13 protein-coding genes are annotated in these 18,015 nt (G+C 65.8%); 9 read left to right on the forward strand and 4 right to left on the reverse strand.

Features of this window, described 5'->3' with window-relative positions:
* Positions 1 to 63: 63 nt before the first annotated feature.
* Positions 64 to 861: an enoyl-ACP reductase FabI gene (gene fabI, locus AVME950_RS17745; RefSeq protein WP_272563819.1), complete on the reverse strand. Its 798-nt coding sequence runs from the start codon at positions 859 to 861 to the stop codon at positions 64 to 66.
* A 125-nt stretch (positions 862 to 986) separates the two neighbouring features.
* Here fabI and AVME950_RS17750 point away from each other — a divergent pair, with 125 nt between their 5' ends.
* The 4 genes from AVME950_RS17750 to AVME950_RS17765 all read left to right on the forward strand — a co-directional run bounded on the left by AVME950_RS17750 (position 987) and on the right by AVME950_RS17765 (position 6,701).
* Complete coding sequence (locus AVME950_RS17750) at positions 987 to 2,819, forward strand: extracellular solute-binding protein (RefSeq protein ID WP_284430825.1); 1,833 nt, start codon at positions 987 to 989, stop codon at positions 2,817 to 2,819.
* 63 nt (positions 2,820 to 2,882) lie between these two features.
* On the forward strand, positions 2,883 to 3,920 hold the full coding sequence (locus AVME950_RS17755) for a microcin C ABC transporter permease YejB (RefSeq protein WP_284430826.1): 1,038 nt from the start codon (positions 2,883 to 2,885) through the stop codon (positions 3,918 to 3,920).
* On the forward strand, positions 3,904 to 5,001 hold the full coding sequence (locus tag AVME950_RS17760) for an ABC transporter permease (RefSeq protein ID WP_372588246.1): 1,098 nt from the start codon (positions 3,904 to 3,906) through the stop codon (positions 4,999 to 5,001). The genes AVME950_RS17755 and AVME950_RS17760 overlap by 17 nt, the downstream gene beginning before the upstream one ends.
* Entirely contained in the window at positions 4,998 to 6,701 is a 1,704-nt protein-coding gene (locus AVME950_RS17765; protein WP_502869423.1) for an ABC transporter ATP-binding protein, read from the forward strand. Before AVME950_RS17760 ends, AVME950_RS17765 begins: the two co-directional genes overlap by 4 nt.
* A 138-nt stretch (positions 6,702 to 6,839) precedes the next feature.
* On the opposite strand, the gene AVME950_RS17770 is transcribed toward AVME950_RS17765, so the two are convergent.
* The 3 genes from AVME950_RS17770 to AVME950_RS17780 are packed head-to-tail and all read right to left on the reverse strand — an operon-like array spanning position 6,840 to position 10,640.
* A complete protein-coding gene (locus AVME950_RS17770; protein ID WP_284430827.1) occupies positions 6,840 to 7,223 on the reverse strand; it encodes a FlxA-like family protein in 384 nt (127 codons plus the stop codon).
* A gap of 57 nt (positions 7,224 to 7,280) precedes the next feature.
* Positions 7,281 to 9,539, reverse strand: coding sequence for a diguanylate cyclase domain-containing protein (locus AVME950_RS17775; RefSeq protein ID WP_284430828.1), 2,259 nt, complete (start codon positions 9,537 to 9,539; stop codon positions 7,281 to 7,283).
* Positions 9,540 to 9,581: 42 nt separating this feature from the next.
* On the reverse strand, positions 9,582 to 10,640 hold the full coding sequence (locus AVME950_RS17780; protein WP_284430829.1) for an AI-2E family transporter: 1,059 nt from the start codon (positions 10,638 to 10,640) through the stop codon (positions 9,582 to 9,584).
* A gap of 232 nt (positions 10,641 to 10,872) precedes the next feature.
* On the opposite strand from AVME950_RS17780, the gene AVME950_RS17785 reads away from it, so the two are divergent.
* The 5 genes from AVME950_RS17785 to zapE all read left to right on the forward strand — a co-directional run bounded on the left by AVME950_RS17785 (position 10,873) and on the right by zapE (position 18,011).
* Positions 10,873 to 13,752: a 2-oxoglutarate dehydrogenase E1 component gene (locus AVME950_RS17785; RefSeq protein WP_284430830.1), complete on the forward strand. Its 2,880-nt coding sequence runs from the start codon at positions 10,873 to 10,875 to the stop codon at positions 13,750 to 13,752.
* 52 nt (positions 13,753 to 13,804) lie between these two features.
* Positions 13,805 to 15,088 carry a 2-oxoglutarate dehydrogenase complex dihydrolipoyllysine-residue succinyltransferase gene (gene odhB, locus AVME950_RS17790; protein WP_284425474.1) on the forward strand — a complete coding sequence of 428 codons (1,284 nt, stop codon included), beginning with the start codon at positions 13,805 to 13,807 and terminating at the stop codon, positions 15,086 to 15,088.
* Between the two features lie 15 nt (positions 15,089 to 15,103).
* Positions 15,104 to 15,403 carry a hypothetical protein gene (locus tag AVME950_RS17795; RefSeq protein WP_284430831.1) on the forward strand — a complete coding sequence of 100 codons (300 nt, stop codon included), beginning with the start codon at positions 15,104 to 15,106 and terminating at the stop codon, positions 15,401 to 15,403.
* Complete coding sequence (lpdA, locus tag AVME950_RS17800; protein WP_284430832.1) at positions 15,400 to 16,827, forward strand: dihydrolipoyl dehydrogenase; 1,428 nt, start codon at positions 15,400 to 15,402, stop codon at positions 16,825 to 16,827. The genes AVME950_RS17795 and lpdA overlap by 4 nt, the downstream gene beginning before the upstream one ends.
* An 86-nt stretch (positions 16,828 to 16,913) precedes the next feature.
* Complete coding sequence (gene zapE / locus AVME950_RS17805) at positions 16,914 to 18,011, forward strand: cell division protein ZapE (protein WP_284430833.1); 1,098 nt, start codon at positions 16,914 to 16,916, stop codon at positions 18,009 to 18,011.
* Positions 18,012 to 18,015 lie beyond the last annotated feature (4 nt).

The raw sequence follows: 18,015 nt of genomic DNA on the forward strand, positions 1-18,015 counted from the left end.
CTATTGATTTAATAGCGGAATGCCCTAGAGGAATATGCGCTGGCGGCCGATTCGGCTTGAATCTCAGGACAGCTCGGCGCTTTCCCGGCTGATGCCACCCGTCTGGCTGAAGCCGCCGTCCACGTACATGATCTCGGCCGTCACGCCGCTGGCCAGGTCCGACAGCAGGAAGGCGGCGGCATTGCCCACGTCTTCGATCGTCACGTTGCGGCGCAGGGGCGAGGCGCCGGCGACCACGCCCAGCAGCTTGCCGAAGTCCTTGATGCCGCTGGCCGCCAGGGTCTTGATGGGACCGGCGCTGATGCCGTTGGCGCGCATGCCGCGCGGGCCCAGCGATTCGGCCAGGTAGCGCACGCTGGCCTCCAGGCTGGCCTTGGCCAGGCCCATGGTGTTGTAGTTGGGCACCGTGCGCAACGCGCCCAGGTAGCTCAGGGTGACCACGGACGATTTTTCGTTGAGGTAGGGCAGGGCGGCCTTGGCCATGGCGGGAAAGCTGTAGGCGCTGATGTCGTGCGCGATGCGGAACGATTCGCGCGACAGCCCTTCGAGAAAGTCGCCGGCGATCGCCTCGCGCGGCGCGAAGCCGATGCTGTGTACGAAGCCGTCAAACTTCGGCCAGGCCTGCGACAGGTCGGCGAACATGCGGTCGATCTGCTCGTCGCTGCCCACATCGCAATCGAAGATGAGCTTGGAGTCGAACTCGGCGGCGAAGTCGGTGATGCGGTCCTTGAAGCGCTCGCCGACGTAACTGAAGGCAAGTTCTGCGCCTTGCGCGTGGCAGGCGCGGGCGATGCCGTAGGCGATCGAGCGGTTGGACAACACGCCGGTGATAAGCAGCTTCTTGCCGGTCAGAAAACCCATGTTTCTTCTCCTGTGGAATGCGGGGGATTGGGGGCGTGGCGGCGGCGCGTGCGCCGCTGATGGCCCACCGGGGCATGTGACATGCGACCCGTCGGGGCGCCGCCAGCGTAGTGCAGAATTGTCGCATGCGTCTTTGGCCGATCTTGTTGCTGTGGGGGAGTGCGATGCCCGTGTGGGCGGGACACGCCTATGCGCTGTGGGGCGAGCCCCGGATGCCTGCGGGCTTCGACCACTTCGGGTACGTCAACCCCGACGCGCCCAAGGGCGGCGAGCTGCGGCTGGTGAGCAACCTGCGCGTCTCCACCTTCGACAAATACAACCCGTTCACCATCAAGGGCAATTCGCCGGCCTACCTGTCGGACCTGATGTTCGATACGTTGCTCACCGGCTCGCTCGACGAGACTGCCACCGGCTACGGCCTGCTGGCGCAGGACGTGGAGGTGGCCGCCGATGGCCTCTCGGTGGTGTTCCGCCTGCGGCCCGAAGCGCGCTTTCACAACGGGAAACCGGTGCTGGCGCAGGACGTGAAGTTCAGCTACGACACGCTGATGGGCCCCTACACCTCGCCGGCCTACAAGACGGCGCTGTTCGACGTGGCGGGCATCGACGTGATCGACGACCGCACGGTGCGCTACCGCTTCAAGCACCCCAACCGCGAGCTGCCGCTCACGGTGGGCGGGCTGCCCGTCTTCAGCCGCGACTGGGGCGTGGAGAACGGCAAGGCCAAGCGCTTCGATCAGGTGGTGATGGACATCCCGATCGGCAGCGGCCCCTACAAGATCGGGCCGGTGCGCTTCGGCAAGGACATCACCTACGTGCGTGATCCCGGCTACTGGGCGCGCGATCTCAACGTGCGCAAGGGCACCGCCAATTTCGACCGCATCCTGGTCAAGATCTACCGCGACAACACCGCGCGACTGGAGGCGCTCAAGGCGGGCGAGTTCGACCTCATGCGCTTTTTCAGCGCGGGCGACTGGGCGCGCCGCGTCACGGGGCGCAAGTTCGATACCGGCGAGCTGGTCAAGGGCAACTTCGAGCACAAGCTGCCTTCGGGCTTCCAGAGCTACGTGCTCAACACGCGCCGGCCGCTGCTGCAGGATGCCCGCGTGCGCGAAGCGCTGGGACTGGCCTACGACTTCGAGTGGATGAGCCGCCAGCTGTTCTACGGCGCCTACCAGCGCATCAACGGCCTGTTCGGCAACACCCTGTGCGAGACCCGCGGCACACCCACGCCCGAGGAGCTGGCGCTGATGGAGCCCTGGCGCCAGAGCCTTCCCGCCAGCGCCTTCGGCCCCATGACCACGCCGCCGCGCACCGAGGGCGTCACCACGCTGCGCGACAACCTGCGCCGTGCCCAGGCCCTTTTGAAAGAGGCGGGCTGGGAGGTCCGGGACGGCGCGCTGCGCAACGCGCAGGGCCAGGCCATGGTGCTGGAGTACCTGGACAGCAGCGAAGGCGGTGTGCGGTCGCTGTCGTCGTGGATCCGCAACCTGCAAAAGCTCGGCATCACGCTGAACTTCCGGGCGGTGGACTTCGCTCTGTACCAGCAGCGCCTGAGCAAGTTCGACTTCGACATCACCACCATCGCGTACCAGGGCACCAACAATCCGGGGCAGGAACTGGCCGACATGTTCGGCTCGCAGGCGGCGGACACGGAAGACTCGGGCAACTTCCCCGGCGTGAAGAGCAAGGCCGTGGACGCGATGATCCGCAGCATCGTGTCGGCCAAGACGCTGGACGAACTGCTGCCCGCCTGCCATGCCCTGGAGCGCGTCATCGCGCACGGGCACTACCTGATTCCCCAGTACACCGCGCCTTCGCACCGCATGGTCTACAACGCCTGGCGCCTGGAGCGGCCGGCCACGCTGCCGCCGTATTCCACGGGCGAGGCCTGGGCCATCGACACGTGGTGGGCGCGCATGCCGCCCCAGACGGCGCCGGACCCCGCACGGCGCTGATCCGCCCGCAGCCCCGGCCCACCGTCCAGACTCCCGCTCACTTTCCGACCCCCCACCGCCGCCATGTTCGCCTACATCCTCAAGCGCGTGCTGCTCATGCTGCCCACCCTGCTGGGCGTGCTGCTGCTGACCTTCGTGGTGATCCAGTTCGTACCGGGCGGCCCCGTCGAGCAGTACCTGGCCGAGTCCAAGGCCGGGATGGGACGCGGCGGCGGTGGGGCCGAAGGCGGCGGCCTGGCCTACCGGGGGGCGCAGGGCGTGGACCCGAAGCGGCTGGAGCAGATCAAGGCGCTCTACGGCTTCGACAAGCCGGCGCACGAGCGCTTTTTCCAGATGCTCGGGCAGTTCGCGCGGTTCGACCTGGGCCGCAGCTTCTTTCAGAACAAGGACGTGTGGCAACTCGTGAAGGAAAAGCTGCCCGTGTCGATCAGCCTGGGCTTGTGGACCTTCTTCATCAGCTACCTCGTGGCCGTGCCGCTCGGCGTGGCCAAGGCGGTGCGGGCGGGCTCGCGCTTCGACTTCGTCACCACGCTCATCGTGCTGCTGGGCTATGCCATCCCGGGCTTCGTGCTGGGCGTGGCGCTGCTGGTGATCTTCGGCGGGCAGCTGCAGTGGTTTCCGCTGCGGGGGCTCACCTCGGCGAACTGGGACGAGATGACCTGGGGCGCGCGCATCGTGGACTACCTTTGGCACATCACGCTGCCGGTCACGGCCATGGTGCTGGGCAGCTTCGCGGTGACGGCCATGCTGACCAAGAACGCCTTTCTCGAAGAGATCCGCAAGCAATACGTGCTCACGGCCCGCGCCAAGGGGCTGTCGGAGCGGCAGGTGCTGTGGAAGCACGTGTTCCGCAATGCCCTCATTCCCATCATCACGGGCTTTCCTGCAGCGTTCATCGGGGCGTTCTTCGCCGGCTCGCTGCTGATCGAGACGCTGTTCTCGCTCGACGGCCTGGGCCTGCTGAGCTACGAAAGCGTGATCCGGCGCGACTACCCCGTGGTGCTGGGAACGCTCTATCTCTTCACCCTCATCGGGCTGGTGACCAAGCTGGTGAGCGATCTTTGCTACGTATGGGTGGACCCGCGTGTCAAGTTTGACTAACCCCCCCGAGCCGGCCGATGGCCGCCCCCCGCGCGGCGCGGTGCCCGTGGCCCCGTCGCTTTCGCCCGGCCGCCGTGCGTGGAGGCGCTTCAAGCGCAATCGGCTGGGCTACTGGAGCCTGATCCTGTTCAGCGCGCTGGTGGCCCTGAGCCTGGTGGCCGAGCTGATCAGCAACGACCGTCCCCTGATCGTGCGCTACGAAGGGCAGACCTACCTGCCCATGCTGCACGACTATTCCGAAAAGACCTTCGGCGGCGATTTCGACACCCCCACCGATTACCTGGACCCGTTCATCCGCGAGCGCCTGCAGCAGGGCAGCAACTGGGCGCTGTACACGCTGAACCCCTACGGCCCGGACACGCTGAACTATTTCGCGAAGTCGCCCAACCCGTCCGGCCCCACATCGCAGAACTGGCTGGGCACGGACGACCGGGGCCGCGACCTGCTCGCGCAGCTGATCTACGGCTTTCGCGTGAGCGTGCTGTTCGGCATCGCGCTCACGGTGGTGGGCGTGCTGCTGGGCGTCATCACCGGTGCGATCCAGGGGTTTTTCGGCGGCAAGACCGACCTGGCGTTCCAGCGCTTCATCGAGATCTGGGGTTCGATGCCCGAGCTGTACCTGCTCATCATCTTCAGCGCCGTGTTCGCGCCCAGCGTCGGGCTGCTGCTGGTGCTGCTGTCGCTGTTCGGCTGGATGGGCCTGTCGGACTACGTGCGCGCGGAGTTCCTGCGCAACCGGCAGCTCGACTACGTGAAGGCCGCCCGCGCGCTGGGCGTGCCCAACGGGCAGATCATCTGGCGCCACATCCTGCCCAACAGCATGACGCCGGTGGTGACCTTTCTGCCGTTTCGCATGAGCGCGGCCATCCTGGCGCTCGCCTCGCTCGACTTCCTGGGCCTGGGCGTGCCGCCCGGCACCCCGTCGCTGGGCGAGTTGCTCAACCAGGGCAAGAACAACATCGACGCCTGGTGGATTTCGCTGTTCACGTTCGCGGCGCTGGTGGTCACGCTGCTGCTGCTCACCTTCATGGGCGACGCGCTGCGCGATGCGCTCGACCCCCGCAAGGCAGACCATTCATGAGCGACGCACGCATGCGCGGCACCGCGCCGATTCCACACTCTGCTGCTTCATCGTCTTCGGCCGGCACTTCGCCTGCCGCCTCGTCGGCGCCGCTTCTGCAGGTGCAGGACCTGCACGTGCGCTTCGGCGACAAAGAGGTGGTGCGCGGGGTCGGCTTCGACATCGCGGCGGGCGAGAAGCTCGCGCTGGTGGGTGAATCGGGCTCGGGCAAAACCATCACCGCGCTGTCGATCCTGCGGCTGGCGGGCGATGCGCACATCACCGGCCGGGCGCTGATGGACGGGCAGGACCTGCTGGCCCTGTCCGAGCGCGAGATGCGCGGTGTGCGCGGCGGCGACATCGCCATGGTGTTCCAGGAGCCCATGACGGCGCTCAACCCGCTCATGGCGGTGGGGGACCAGGTGGCCGAGGTGCTGCAGCTCAAGCAGGCGCTCTCGCGCGCCCAGGCCCGCCAGGCGGCCGTCGAACTGCTGGCCAGCACCGGCATTCCCGAGCCGGCCCGGCGTGCGGACGCGTTCCCGCACCAGCTGTCGGGCGGGCAGCGCCAGCGCGCGATGATCGCCATGGCCCTGGCCAGCCGCCCGCGCCTGCTGCTGGCCGACGAGCCCACCACCGCGCTGGACGTGACGCTGCGCGGCCAGATCCTCGACCTGCTGTCCGACCTGCAGCGCCAGACCGGCATGGCCGTGCTGCTCATCACCCACGACCTGCACCTAGTGCGCAAGTTCGCGGACCGCGTGGCGGTCATGGAGCACGGGGTGCTGGTGGAGTCCGGCGCCGTGTCGGACGTGTTCCGCTCGCCGCAGCACGCGTACACGCAGCGGCTCATCGGCAGCGTGCCGCGCCGCGACGTGCTGGAGCCGGAGGCCTCGGCCACGGCGGTACCCGCCGCGCAGGCGCACGCGCTGCGCGTGGCCTATGCCACGCCGCTGCCCGGCATCCGCGGCTGGTTCCGCCGCGGGGAGTTCGTGGCGGTGAAGGGGGCCGACTTTTCCATCGCGCCAGCCCGCACGCTCGGCGTGGTGGGCGAATCGGGTTCGGGCAAGTCCACGCTGGCGCAGGCGCTGCTGGGGCTGCTGCCGTACCAGGGCGACCTGCGGATCGCAGGGCAGGGCTGGCAGCTGCCGGCCCAGCGCAATACCCCGGCCAATCAGGCCTTGCGCCGGCAGGTGCAGGTGGTGTTCCAGGACCCGTTTTCGTCGCTGTCGCCGCGCCTGACGGTCGAGGAGATCGTGGGCGAGGGCCTGCGGGTGCACGAGCCCGGACTGCCGCCCGCCGACCGCCGCGCGCGCGTGGAGTCGGCGCTGGAGGACGTGGGGCTGACCGACGCGCAGTTCCCGGGCCTGCTGGCGCGCTATCCGCACGAGTTTTCCGGAGGGCAGCGCCAGCGGCTGGCGATTGCCCGTGCGCTCATCCTGAGCCCCCGGTTGCTGGTGCTGGACGAGCCCACCAGCGCGCTCGACGTCACCATCCAGCAGCAGGTGCTGGCACTGCTACAGCGCCTGCAAAAGGAGCGCTCGCTCAGCTACCTGCTCATCACGCACGACGTGGCCGTCATCCGCGCGATGGCGCACGACGTGATCGTGATGAAGGACGGCGAGGTGCTGGAGTCGGGCCCGGTGCAGGCGGTGCTGGATGCGCCCCGGCACCCCTACACCCAGCGGCTGGTGTCCGCGGCCGGGCTGGATGGGGAGGGTTGAGCCGATTTGGGGTGTTTTCGGCCCCATGCCGGCGTATTGATTGTCCTGTTTGCTATCAATTAAATAGCAAATCGCAGGCTTGAGGCATTGGGGCGCGCCGCGCGTTCGTGCGGTCTGTCTGGGCGCCGTGTGCGGCGATCAGGCGAAGGTATCGACCTGCGTGCCCAGCGTGGTGGAGGCGGCGGGCGGGGTCTTCTTCTGGTCGGCCGACTGCTGCTGCTCCATGGCCTTTTCCATGGCCTTTTGCTGCTGCTCCTGTTGCTGGGCCTGCTGGATGGCTGCGATCTGCTGCTGCACGAGCTGGATCTGGTTCTGCAGTGCCTGCAGCCTCTGCTGCTTGGCTTTGGCGTCGTTGGGGTCGGATGCCTGGCTGGCTTCTGCCGACGCCTGCTTGAGGTCGGCCGTGAGGTCCTTGAGCTGCTTTTGAAGCGCCGCGATGTCACCGCTCGATTGGCCCGAAGAGCGGCTCCCCGAAACGCTGGTGGAGGAGGTGCTGGAGGCGGAGGAGATGGACAGGGACATGAAGGAGGTATCGGCTGATTGGGGATGGAACTGTAGGCCTTGCCGGCGTTTATTCCGTCATTTCTTGTCCGCCGGCACGATGGTGGGCTCCTGGTCGGGCCCGGCATACAGCCGGAAATGCCCCCGCCCCGCGCGCTTGGCCGCGTACATCGCCATGTCGGCGCTGCGCGACAGCTCCTCGAAATTGCGGCCATGCTGCGGAAACAGCGCGATGCCGCCGCTCAGGCCGATCTGCCGGACCTCGCCCTGCAGATCGAACGGCGGTTCGCACGCGGCCATGATCTTTTGCGACACCAGGCAGGCCTGGTCGGCGTTGTCCAGCTTGGGCAGCAGCACGACGAACTCGTCGCCCCCCTGGCGGCACACCGTGTCGGAATGTCGCACGGCGCCCTTGAAGCGGCGGGCGACCTGCACCAGCAGCAGGTCGCCGGCATCGTGGCCGAGGGTGTCGTTCACCTGCTTGAACCCGTCCAGGTCGATGTACATCAGCGCCAGGCTTCGGTCATCCCGCAGGGCGTGCGCGATGGCCTGCTGGGCGCGGTCCTGCAGCAGCACGCGGTTGGGCAGGTCGGTCAGCACGTCGTACTGCGCGAGGTGGGCCATGCGGCGCGACATCTCCATGGCCTCGGTCACGTCGCGCAGCACCATCACCGTACCGGTGACGTGCCCGTGCCGGTCGGTGATGGGGCTGACCGATTTCTCGATGTCGATGCGCCGTCCGTCGCGGCACTGGAGCACCACGCCGCGTTTCGAGGGCTGGGCCCGGCCTTCGGCCAGCGCCTTGCGGGTGGGGCTCAAGCCGCTGTCGCTGCCGGCCTCGTGCAGCGGCACGACGTCGTCGATGTCCGATCCCGCGGCATGAAAGGCCTGCCAGCCGGTCATCTTTTCGGCCACCGGGTTGATGTAGGTGACGCAGCCCTCGGCATCGGTGCAGATGACCGCATCGCCGATGGACTGCAGCGTCAGGCGGATGAGCTCCTTTTCCTCGAACAGCAGGTCTTCCATGCGCTTTCGGTCGGTCAGGTCGTCGATCTGCACGAAGATGCCCTGCACCTCGTCGCCTTCCTTGTCCGGGATGTACGACACCAGCGTGTGGCGCACCTCGCCGGAGGGCAGGGGCATGGTCCGCTCGAAGACCTGCTTGTGGCCCTTGAGCGCCTGCCGGATGTGCGTCAACGCGTGTTCGTAGGTTCCCCGGTCGAGCACGTCCAGCAGTTTCACGTTGGGCATGCGCTCGCGCGAGACGCCCAGCCAGTCCATGTACGCCTGGTTGGCGAAGCGGTTGTGCTGGTCCTTGTCCCAGTAGCTCACCATGGAAGGCAGGTTGTCCAGGATGGTGCGCGTGTCGTGCTCGGCCTGCTTGAGCTGGGCCGCGATGGCCTGGCGGCGTTGCAACTCCCGCGCGAAGAGGGCGGACAGGCCCAGGCAGGCCGCCATCAACAGCACCGCGAACGCGCCCAGCACCTTGGCGCTGGCGCGCCACTTGGCCAGGATGGTGTCCGCCGACTGCCCGACGCTCACCGCCAGCGGGTAGTTGCCGATGCGGCGGAAGGTGTGCAGCCGCTCGGTGCGGTCCTGCGGGTCCTGCGCCGTGTAGCTGCCGCTGTCGACCGTTTGCAGCCGGGCCAGCAGGCTGGCGTCGTCCATCGGCTGGCCGACATCCCCTTCGGCATAGGGAAATCGCGCGACGGTGGTTCCGTCGCGGGTGCTCCACAGCTCCACGCGGCTCATCGGCCCGACGTCGATGGAGGCGAACAGCTCCTTGAAATAATTGATTCGCACGGTGCCCACCACGACGCCGCCGAAGCTGCCGTCGCCGCGGAAATACGCGCGGCTGATGGGCAGGCTGTACGAGCCCGAGACCCGGCCGCGGATGGGATGCCCGATGTAGAGCCCCTCGCGTTGGCTGGTCTGGTGCACCTGGAAGTAATCGCGGTCGGCCAGGTTGAGGTTCAGGGGCTCCAGGCTGGTGGAGCGCGTTATCAAGTTGCCCTTGTCATCCAGCACCGCGACCGCGCCCAGGCCGGGCGTGTGCAAGGAGTGGTCGAACAGGAAGGTGTTGCGCATCTGCGGGGTCAGGCTCGGAAGGCCGGGGTCCGACAGGCTCTTGGCTACCCCGACCAGCGAGTAGTCGAAGCCGTTCAGGGTGCGCTGGATGTTCTGCTCGATGGTGCGTGCCAGGCTGCTGTTGGTGTGCAGCGCGTACGACCAGGCGTCGTCGCGGATCGTGAGGATCGCCCGCACGAAGAGCGCACCAATGCCTGCCGACAGCACGAGGGCCAGCAGGACGATGCGACGGGGCGAAATCTGGGGCATGGCGCAAGGCGGCCGGCACGCAGGCCGGCGGATGCTGCGCGATTACTTTATCGGGGAATCGGTGGGTTGGGAGAACAAATCCCAGGTGGCGATGAAGAGTGCTGCGATCACCGGGCCGATGACGAAACCGGTCAGCCCGAACAGCGCCATGCCGCCCAGGGTGGAGATGAGGACGATGTAGTCCGGCATCTTCGTGTCCTTGCCCACCAGCACCGGGCGCAGGGCGTTGTCCACCAGCCCGATCACGCAGACGCAGAAGGCCACCAGCACCGACCCCTGCCAGATGGCGCCGGTCGCGAAGAAATAGATGGCCACCGGGCCCCAGATCAGGCCGGCGCCGATGGCTGGCAGCAGCGACAGGAAGGCCATCAGCACGCCCCAGAGGATGGGGCCCTGGATACCGAGGATCCAGAAGATCACCCCGCCCAGCGCACCCTGCACGGCGGCCACCACGATGTTGCCCTTGACGGTGGCGCGGATCACCGTGGTGAACTTGCTGGCCAGTTGCCGCTTGTGTTCCTCGTCGAGGGGCACTGCCTGTCGGATGCGGTTGACCAGCGAACTGCCGTCACGTACCAGGAAGAACAGCAGGTACAGCATGATGCCGAAGCTCACGATGAACTGCAGCGTGTTCTGGCCCACGTCCAGCGCCTTGGTGGCCAGGAACTGGCCGGCCTGCACCGACACGGACGAAAGCTTGGCCTCCACCTCGGCGGCCGAGGTCAGGTTGAAGCGGTCCAGCAGGCCGAGCAGCCAGGAGGGCAGGGCGCTCAGCACCTGCTGCACGTAGGCGCCGAAGTTGAGCTGCCCCGACTTCATGCGTTCGTAGATGAGCCCTGCCTCCTGGACCAGCGAAATGCTGATGAAGGTCATGGGCAGGATCACGATCACCAGGCACAGTCCGAGGGTGCACAGGGCGGCCAGGTTGCGCCGCCCCCGCATGCGCCGCAGCAGCCGCCGGTGCAGCGGCGTGAACAGGATCGCCAGGATGACGCCCCAGAAAACCGCCCCGTGGAACGGCCACAGGATGGCGAAGAACGCGACAGTGACCGCGATGAGAAGAAGCAACAGCGTGCGGCTCTGAAGGGTGGGTGAATTCATAGAGGCGGGGTACGGATAATGACGAAATGTAAGCGACCGCCGTGACAACGCGGCGAAGGAACACGCGCTTACGCCGTGTAGGGCTCGCTCCTGGGCGTTCGGTGGCACAATGGCGCCCGCACCCCCGGCCCTTCCCCAGCCACAGTCGCATCCGCCAATCGGTTCAGCCGTGTCGCGGAAGGTTTCACCCACCAGCTAATGCTTCCCTCAGGGAAGCGGAGGTCAGCGGAATATGAGCGATACGACATCCGTATACCAAGCCTACCAAGGCAACACCTATCTTTTCGGCGGCAATGCGCCCTATGTCGAAGAGATGTACGAGAACTATCTCGTCAACCCCGGCAGCGTGCCCGACACGTGGCGCGAATACTTCGATGCCCTGCAGCACGTGCCTGCCGTCGATGGCTCGAACGCCAAGGACGTGCCCCACCTGCCCGTGGTCAATGCCTTCGCCGAGCGCGCCAAGCAAGGCGGCACGAAGGTCGTCGGTGCCACCGGCGCCGACTCCGAAATGGGCCGCAAGCGCACCGCTGTCCAGCAACTGATCTCGGCCTACCGCAATGTCGGCCAGCGCTGGGCCGATCTGGACCCCCTGAAGCGCACCGAGCGCCCTGAGATTCCTGAACTCGAAGCCTCCTTCTACGGCTTCAGCGACGCCGATCAGGAAACGGTGTTCAACACGAGCAACACCTTCTTCGGCAAGGAAGCCATGCCGCTGCGCGAGCTGATCAACGCGCTGCGCGAAACGTACTGCGGCTCGATCGGGGTCGAATACATGTATGCCACCGACCAGAACCAGAAGCGCTGGTGGCAGGAAAAGCTCGAGACCATCCGCAGCAAGCCCAGCTTCGGTCCCGACAAGAAAAAGCACATCCTGGACCGCCTCACGGCCGCTGAAGGCCTGGAGCGCTTCCTGCACACCAAGTACGTCGGCCAAAAGCGCTTCTCGCTCGAAGGCGGCGAAAGCTTCATCGCCGCCATGGATGAACTCATCCAGGCCGCCGGCACTAAGGGCGTGCAGGAAATCGTGATCGGCATGGCCCACCGCGGCCGCCTGAACGTTTTGGTGAACACGCTGGGCAAGATGCCCAAGGACCTGTTCGCCGAGTTCGACCACACCGCTCCGGAAGACCTGCCGGCAGGCGACGTGAAGTACCACCAGGGCTTCAGTTCCGACGTCAGCACCCCTGGCGGCCCGGTGCACCTGTCGCTGGCCTTCAACCCCTCCCACCTGGAAATCGTGAACCCCGTCGTGGAAGGTTCGGTGCGCGCCCGCATGGACCGCCGCGCCGACCCGCATGGCAAGCAGGTGCTGCCCGTGCTGGTGCACGGCGACGCGGCCTTCGCCGGCCAGGGCGTCATCCAGGAAACGCTGGCGCTGGCCCAGACCCGTGGCTACTCCACGGGCGGCACGGTGCACATCGTGATCAACAACCAGATCGGCTTCACCACCTCCGATCCGCGCGACAGCCGCTCCACGCTGTATTGCACGGACGTGGTCAAGATGATCGAGTCGCCCGTGCTGCACGTGAACGGCGACGATCCCGAAGCGGTCGTGTTCGCCACGCAGCTCGCCCTCGAATTCCGCATGGAGTTCCAGAAGGACGTGGTGGTGGACATCATCTGCTTCCGCAAGCTGGGCCACAACGAGCAGGACACGCCCGCGCTCACCCAGCCCCTGATGTACAAGAAGATCGGCGCGCACCCCGGCACCCGCAAGCTGTACGCCGACAAGCTGGCCACACAGGGCCTGGGCGAGACCCTGGGCGACGACATGTCCAAGGCCTACCGCGCCGCCATGGATGCGGGCAAGCACACGGTCGATCCGGTACTGACCAACTTCAAGAGCAAGTATGCGGTGGACTGGAGCCCCTTCCTGGGCAAGAAGTGGACCGATGCCGGCGACACCGCCATCCCGCTGGCCGAGTGGAAGCGCCTGTCCGAAAAGATCACCACCATCCCTGAAGGCGTGACGCCGCACCAACTGGTCAAGAAGGTGTACGACGACCGCGCCGCCATGGGCCGTGGCGACATTCCGGTGGACTGGGGCATGGGCGAGCACATGGCCTTCGCCTCGCTGGTGGCCAGCGGCTTCCCCGTGCGCCTGTCCGGCGAAGACTGCGGCCGCGGCACGTTCACCCACCGCCATTCGGTCATCCATGACCAAAAGCGCGAGAAGTGGGACACGGGCACCTACGTGCCGCTGCAGAACGTGAGCGAGAACCAGGCTCCGTTCGTCGTGATCGACTCCATCCTGTCCGAAGAGGCGGTGCTGGGCTTCGAATACGGCTATGCCTCCAACGACCCCAACACGCTCGTGATCTGGGAAGCGCAATTCGGCGACTTCGCCAACGGTGCGCAGGTCGTGATCGACCAGTTCATCGCCTCCGGCGAAGTGAAGTGGGGCCGCGTGAACGGCATCACGCTGATGCTGCCGCACGGCTACGAAGGCCAGGGTCCCGAGCACAGCTCGGCCCGCCTGGAGCGCTTCATGCAGTTGTCGGCCGACGCCAACATGCAGGTGGTGCAGCCCACCACCGCCAGCCAGATCTTCCACGTGCTGCGCCGCCAGATGGTCCGCCACCTGCGCAAGCCGCTGATCATCATGACGCCGAAGTCGCTGCTGCGTAACAAGGACGCGACCTCGCCGCTGTCCGAGTTCACCAAGGGCAGCTTCCAGACGGTGATCCCGGAGCAGAACGAAGCCATCGAGAAGAAGGCCGAGAAGGTCAAGCGCGTGATCGCCTGCTCGGGCAAGGTCTACTACGACCTGGTCAAGAAGCGCGAAGAGAAGGAAGCCGACGACGTCGTCATCCTGCGCGTGGAACAGCTCTATCCGTTCCCGCACAAGGCCTTCGCCGCCGAGCTGAAGAAGTACCCGAACGCCACCGACATCGTGTGGTGCCAGGACGAGCCGCAGAACCAGGGCGCCTGGTTCTTCGTGCAGCACTACATCCACGAGAACATGCTCGAAGGCCAGAAGCTGGGTTACTCCGGCCGTGCCGCCTCGGCATCGCCCGCGGTGGGCTATTCGCACCTGCACCAGGAGCAGCAAAAGGCCCTGGTGGACGGCGCGTTCGCCAAGCTCAAGGGGTTTGTCCTGACCAAGTAAGGCCGGAAACCCGAACACACAAAAAGCAGAAACAAACCCCGAAAGAATTCCCATGGCTATCGTTGAAGTCAAAGTCCCCCAACTGTCCGAATCCGTGGCGGAAGCCACGATGCTCACTTGGAAGAAGAAGGCCGGCGAGGCTGTCGCCGTCGATGAAATCCTGATCGAAATCGAGACCGACAAGGTCGTGCTCGAAGTGCCTGCTCCCTCGGCCGGCGTGCTGGCGGAAATCGTGCAAGGCGACGGCGCCACCGTGGTGGCCGACCAGCTGATCGCCAAGATCGACACCGAAGGCAAGGCCGGCGCAGCCGCCCCTGCCGCTGCAGCTGCCCCTGCCGCCGCGCCCGCAGCTGCGGCGCCCGCACCAGCCGCTGCAGCCCCCGCTGCCGCGGGCGGCTCCAAGGGCGATGTGGCCATGCCCGCCGCCGCCAAGCTGCTGGCCGACAACAACCTGTCCGTTTCGGCCGTGGCCGGCACGGGCAAGGATGGCCGCGTGACCAAGGGCGACGTGCTGGGTGCCGTGGCATCGGGCACGGGCAAGGCCGCTGCGGCCGCACCGAGCGCGATCCCCACCGGCGTGCCCACCAAGGCGCTGCCGCAGGTGGCTGCGCCCACCGCCAAGGAAGACCTGAGCGGCCGCCCCGAGCAGCGCGTGCCCATGAGCCGCCTGCGCGCCCGCGTGGCCGAACGCCTGCTGCAGTCGCAGTCGACCAACGCCATCCTGACCACGTTCAACGAAGTGAACATGGCCCCGGTGATGGACATGCGCAAGAAGTTCCAGGACGCTTTCACCAAGGAACACGGCGTGAAGATCGGCTTCATGAGCTTCTTCGTGAAGGCGGCCGTGCATGCCCTGAAGAAGTACCCGGTGCTCAACGCCTCGGTCGACGGCAACGACATCGTCTACCACGGCTACTTCGACATCGGCATCGCCGTGGGCTCGCCCCGCGGCCTGGTGGTGCCCATCCTGCGCAATGCCGACCAGATGACGTTCGCCGACATCGAAAAGAAGATCGCCGAGTTCGGCCAGAAGGCCAAGGACGGCAAGCTGGGCATTGAAGAGATGACCGGTGGCACGTTCTCGATCTCCAATGGCGGCACGTTCGGCTCCATGCTGTCCACCCCCATCATCAACCCGCCGCAGTCGGCCATCCTGGGCGTGCACGCCACCAAGGACCGTGCCGTGGTGGAAAACGGCCAGATCGTCATCCGCCCGATGAACTACCTGGCCATGTCGTATGACCACCGCATCATCGACGGCCGTGAAGCCGTGCTGGGCTTGGTGGCCATGAAGGAAGCGCTGGAAGATCCTTCGCGCCTGCTGTTCGACATCTAAGTTGGAGACGATGACATGCCATTAACTCAGAAACACAAAGACAAAATTCTCGAATTGATCATTCAAGATAAAGCTGCTGCAGATATCTACAACGAGATAGTTAGGGATGGGGCCGACTATAGAGATGTGAGTGCCGAAGTTGCTGAGCAGCAAACTCTTAAGGGTCGTTTGAACAGCATTACTCGCATTGCAAAGCAGTTTGAAGCTGCTGGAACAGCCGAAAGGCGTAAAGAACTAGGAGAGAAAGTTATAAAAATTGCGAAAGGTTCTGTTAAGGCTCTGCAACAGCAGGCTAGAAACAAGGATCAAGCATGAGCAAACAATTCGACGTGATCGTGATCGGCGGCGGCCCCGGCGGCTACATCGCCGCCATCCGTGCTGCGCAGCTGGGCTTCAACGTGGCCTGCATCGACGAGTGGAAGAACGGCAAGGGCGGCCCCGCACCGGGCGGCACCTGTACCAACGTGGGCTGCATTCCTTCCAAGGCGCTTCTGCAGTCGTCCGAGCATTTCGACCAGGCCAACCACCACTTCGCCGACCATGGCATCGAGGTCAAGGACGTGCGCATGGACGTGGCCAAGATGATCGCCCGCAAGGACAGCGTGGTGAAGCAGAACAACGACGGCATCCTGTACCTGTTCAAGAAGAACAAGATCACGTTCTTCCACGGCCGTGGCTCGTTCGTGAAAGCCGCCGACGGTGGCTATGAAATCCGCGTGGCCGGCGCTGCCGAAGAGTCCATCACCGGCAAGCAGATCATCCTGGCCACGGGCTCCAACGCCCGCGCGCTGCCTGGCGTGCCGTTCGACGAAGAGCACATCCTCTCCAACGACGGTGCCCTGCGCATTGGAGAGACACCCAAGAAGCTGGGCCTGATCGGCGCCGGCGTGATCGGGCTGGAAATGGGCTCGGTCTGGCGCCGCCTGGGTGCCGAAGTGACGGTGCTGGAAGGACTGCCCACGTTCCTGGGCGCGGTGGACGAGCAGATCGCCAAGGAAGCCAAGAAGGCGTTCGACAAGCAGAACCTCAAGATCGAGCTGGGCGTGAAGATCGGCGAGATCAAGACCGGCAACAATGGCGTGAGCGTGGCCTACAACAATGCCAAGGGCGAAGCCCAGACGCTGGAAGTGGACAAGCTCATCGTGTCCATCGGCCGCGTGCCCAACACCATCGGACTCAACGGCGAAGCCGTGGGCCTGCAGCTGGACGAGCGCGGCGCGATCGTGGTCGATGCCGATTGCAAGACCAACCTGCCGGGCGTGTGGGCGGTGGGCGACGTGGTGCGCGGCCCGATGCTGGCGCACAAGGCCGAAGAAGAGGGCGTGGCCGTGGCCGAGCGCATCGCGGGCCAGCACGGCCATGTGAACTTCAACACCATCCCCTGGGTGATCTACACCAACCCCGAGATCGCCTGGGTGGGCCGCACCGAGCAGCAGCTCAAGGCGGACGGCGTGAAGTACAAGGCCGGCACGTTCCCGTTCCTGGCCAACGGTCGCGCCCGCGCGCTGGGCGACACGACCGGTATGGTCAAGTTCCTGGCGGACGCGGCCACGGATGAGATCCTGGGCGTGCACATCGTCGGCCCGATGGCCAGCGAACTGATCGCCGAAGCCGTGGTCGCCATGGAGTTCAAGGCCAGCGCCGAAGACATCGCGCGCATCTGCCACGCCCATCCGAGCTTGAGCGAAGCCACCAAGGAAGCGGCCCTGGCCGTGGACAAGCGCACGCTGAACTTCTGACCCCGGGACTTTGGGTAAAAATGGCTGCCTGCGCTTGAAATACTAGCGCAGGCAGCTATCTTTTTTATAGCGTTTGGAGTGTGCGTGTGAATGTGAAGCAGGCGTATGAGGCGGAACTTGCCAGCAAGGGCTACCAGAGCGATCCGGCCCAGTTGCGCGCCGTCGAGGCGTTGCAGCGATGTGCCGACGATTGGGCGCTGTACAAGGAGCGCCGCTCCAACGCCTTGAAGAAGCTCATCAACCGGCCCGAGGTGCCGCGCGGCGTGTACATGTACGGCGGCGTGGGGCGGGGCAAGAGCTTTCTCATGGACTGCTTTTTCAACGCCGTGCCCATCCGCCGCAAGGTGCGGCTGCATTTCCACGAGTTCATGCGCGAAGTGCACCGCGAACTGGCGGGCCTGCAGGGCACCGTCAATCCGCTGGACGTGCTGGGCGAGCGCATTTCCAAGCGCTACAAGCTCATCTGCTTCGATGAGTTCCATGTGGCGGACATTACCGACGCGATGATCCTGCACCGCCTGCTGGCGGCGCTTTTCGACAACGGCGTGGGTTTTGTCACCACCTCCAATTTCGAGCCCGACGGGTTGTACCCCGGTGGGCTGCACCGCGACCGCATCCTGCCCGCCATCGAACTGCTGAACCAGCGGATGGAGGTGGTCAACGTGGACAACGGCACCGACTACCGCCGCCGCACGCTGGAGATGGTGCGGCTGTACCACACGCCGCTGGGACCCCAGGCCGATGAGGAGATGTCCGAGGCGTTCGACCAACTGGCCGAAGTGCGCGACGAAGACCCGGTGCTGCACATCGAGGCACGCGAGATCCGTGCGCGCCGCAAGGCCGGCGGCGTCGTCTGGTTCGATTTCAGCGTGCTGTGCGGCGGACCCCGCTCGCAGAACGACTACCTGGAAATCGCCACGCAGTTCCACACCGTGCTGCTGTCGGACGTGCCCCACATGCCCGTATCGATGGCGTCGCCGGCCCGGCGCTTCACGTGGCTGGTGGACGTGCTGTACGACCGGCGCGTCAAGCTCATCCTGTCCGCCGCCGTGCCCCCCGAAGCGCTGTACACCGAGGGCCCGCTGGCCCATGAATTTCCGCGCACCGTCTCCCGGCTGAATGAAATGCAGTCCAAGGAATTCCTGGATCTGGAGCGGCGCGTGGTGGACACCGGATTGACGTAACCTC

The sequence above is a fragment of the Acidovorax sp. SUPP950 genome, assembly GCF_030158935.1.
Lineage (GTDB): Bacteria > Pseudomonadota > Gammaproteobacteria > Burkholderiales > Burkholderiaceae_C > Paracidovorax.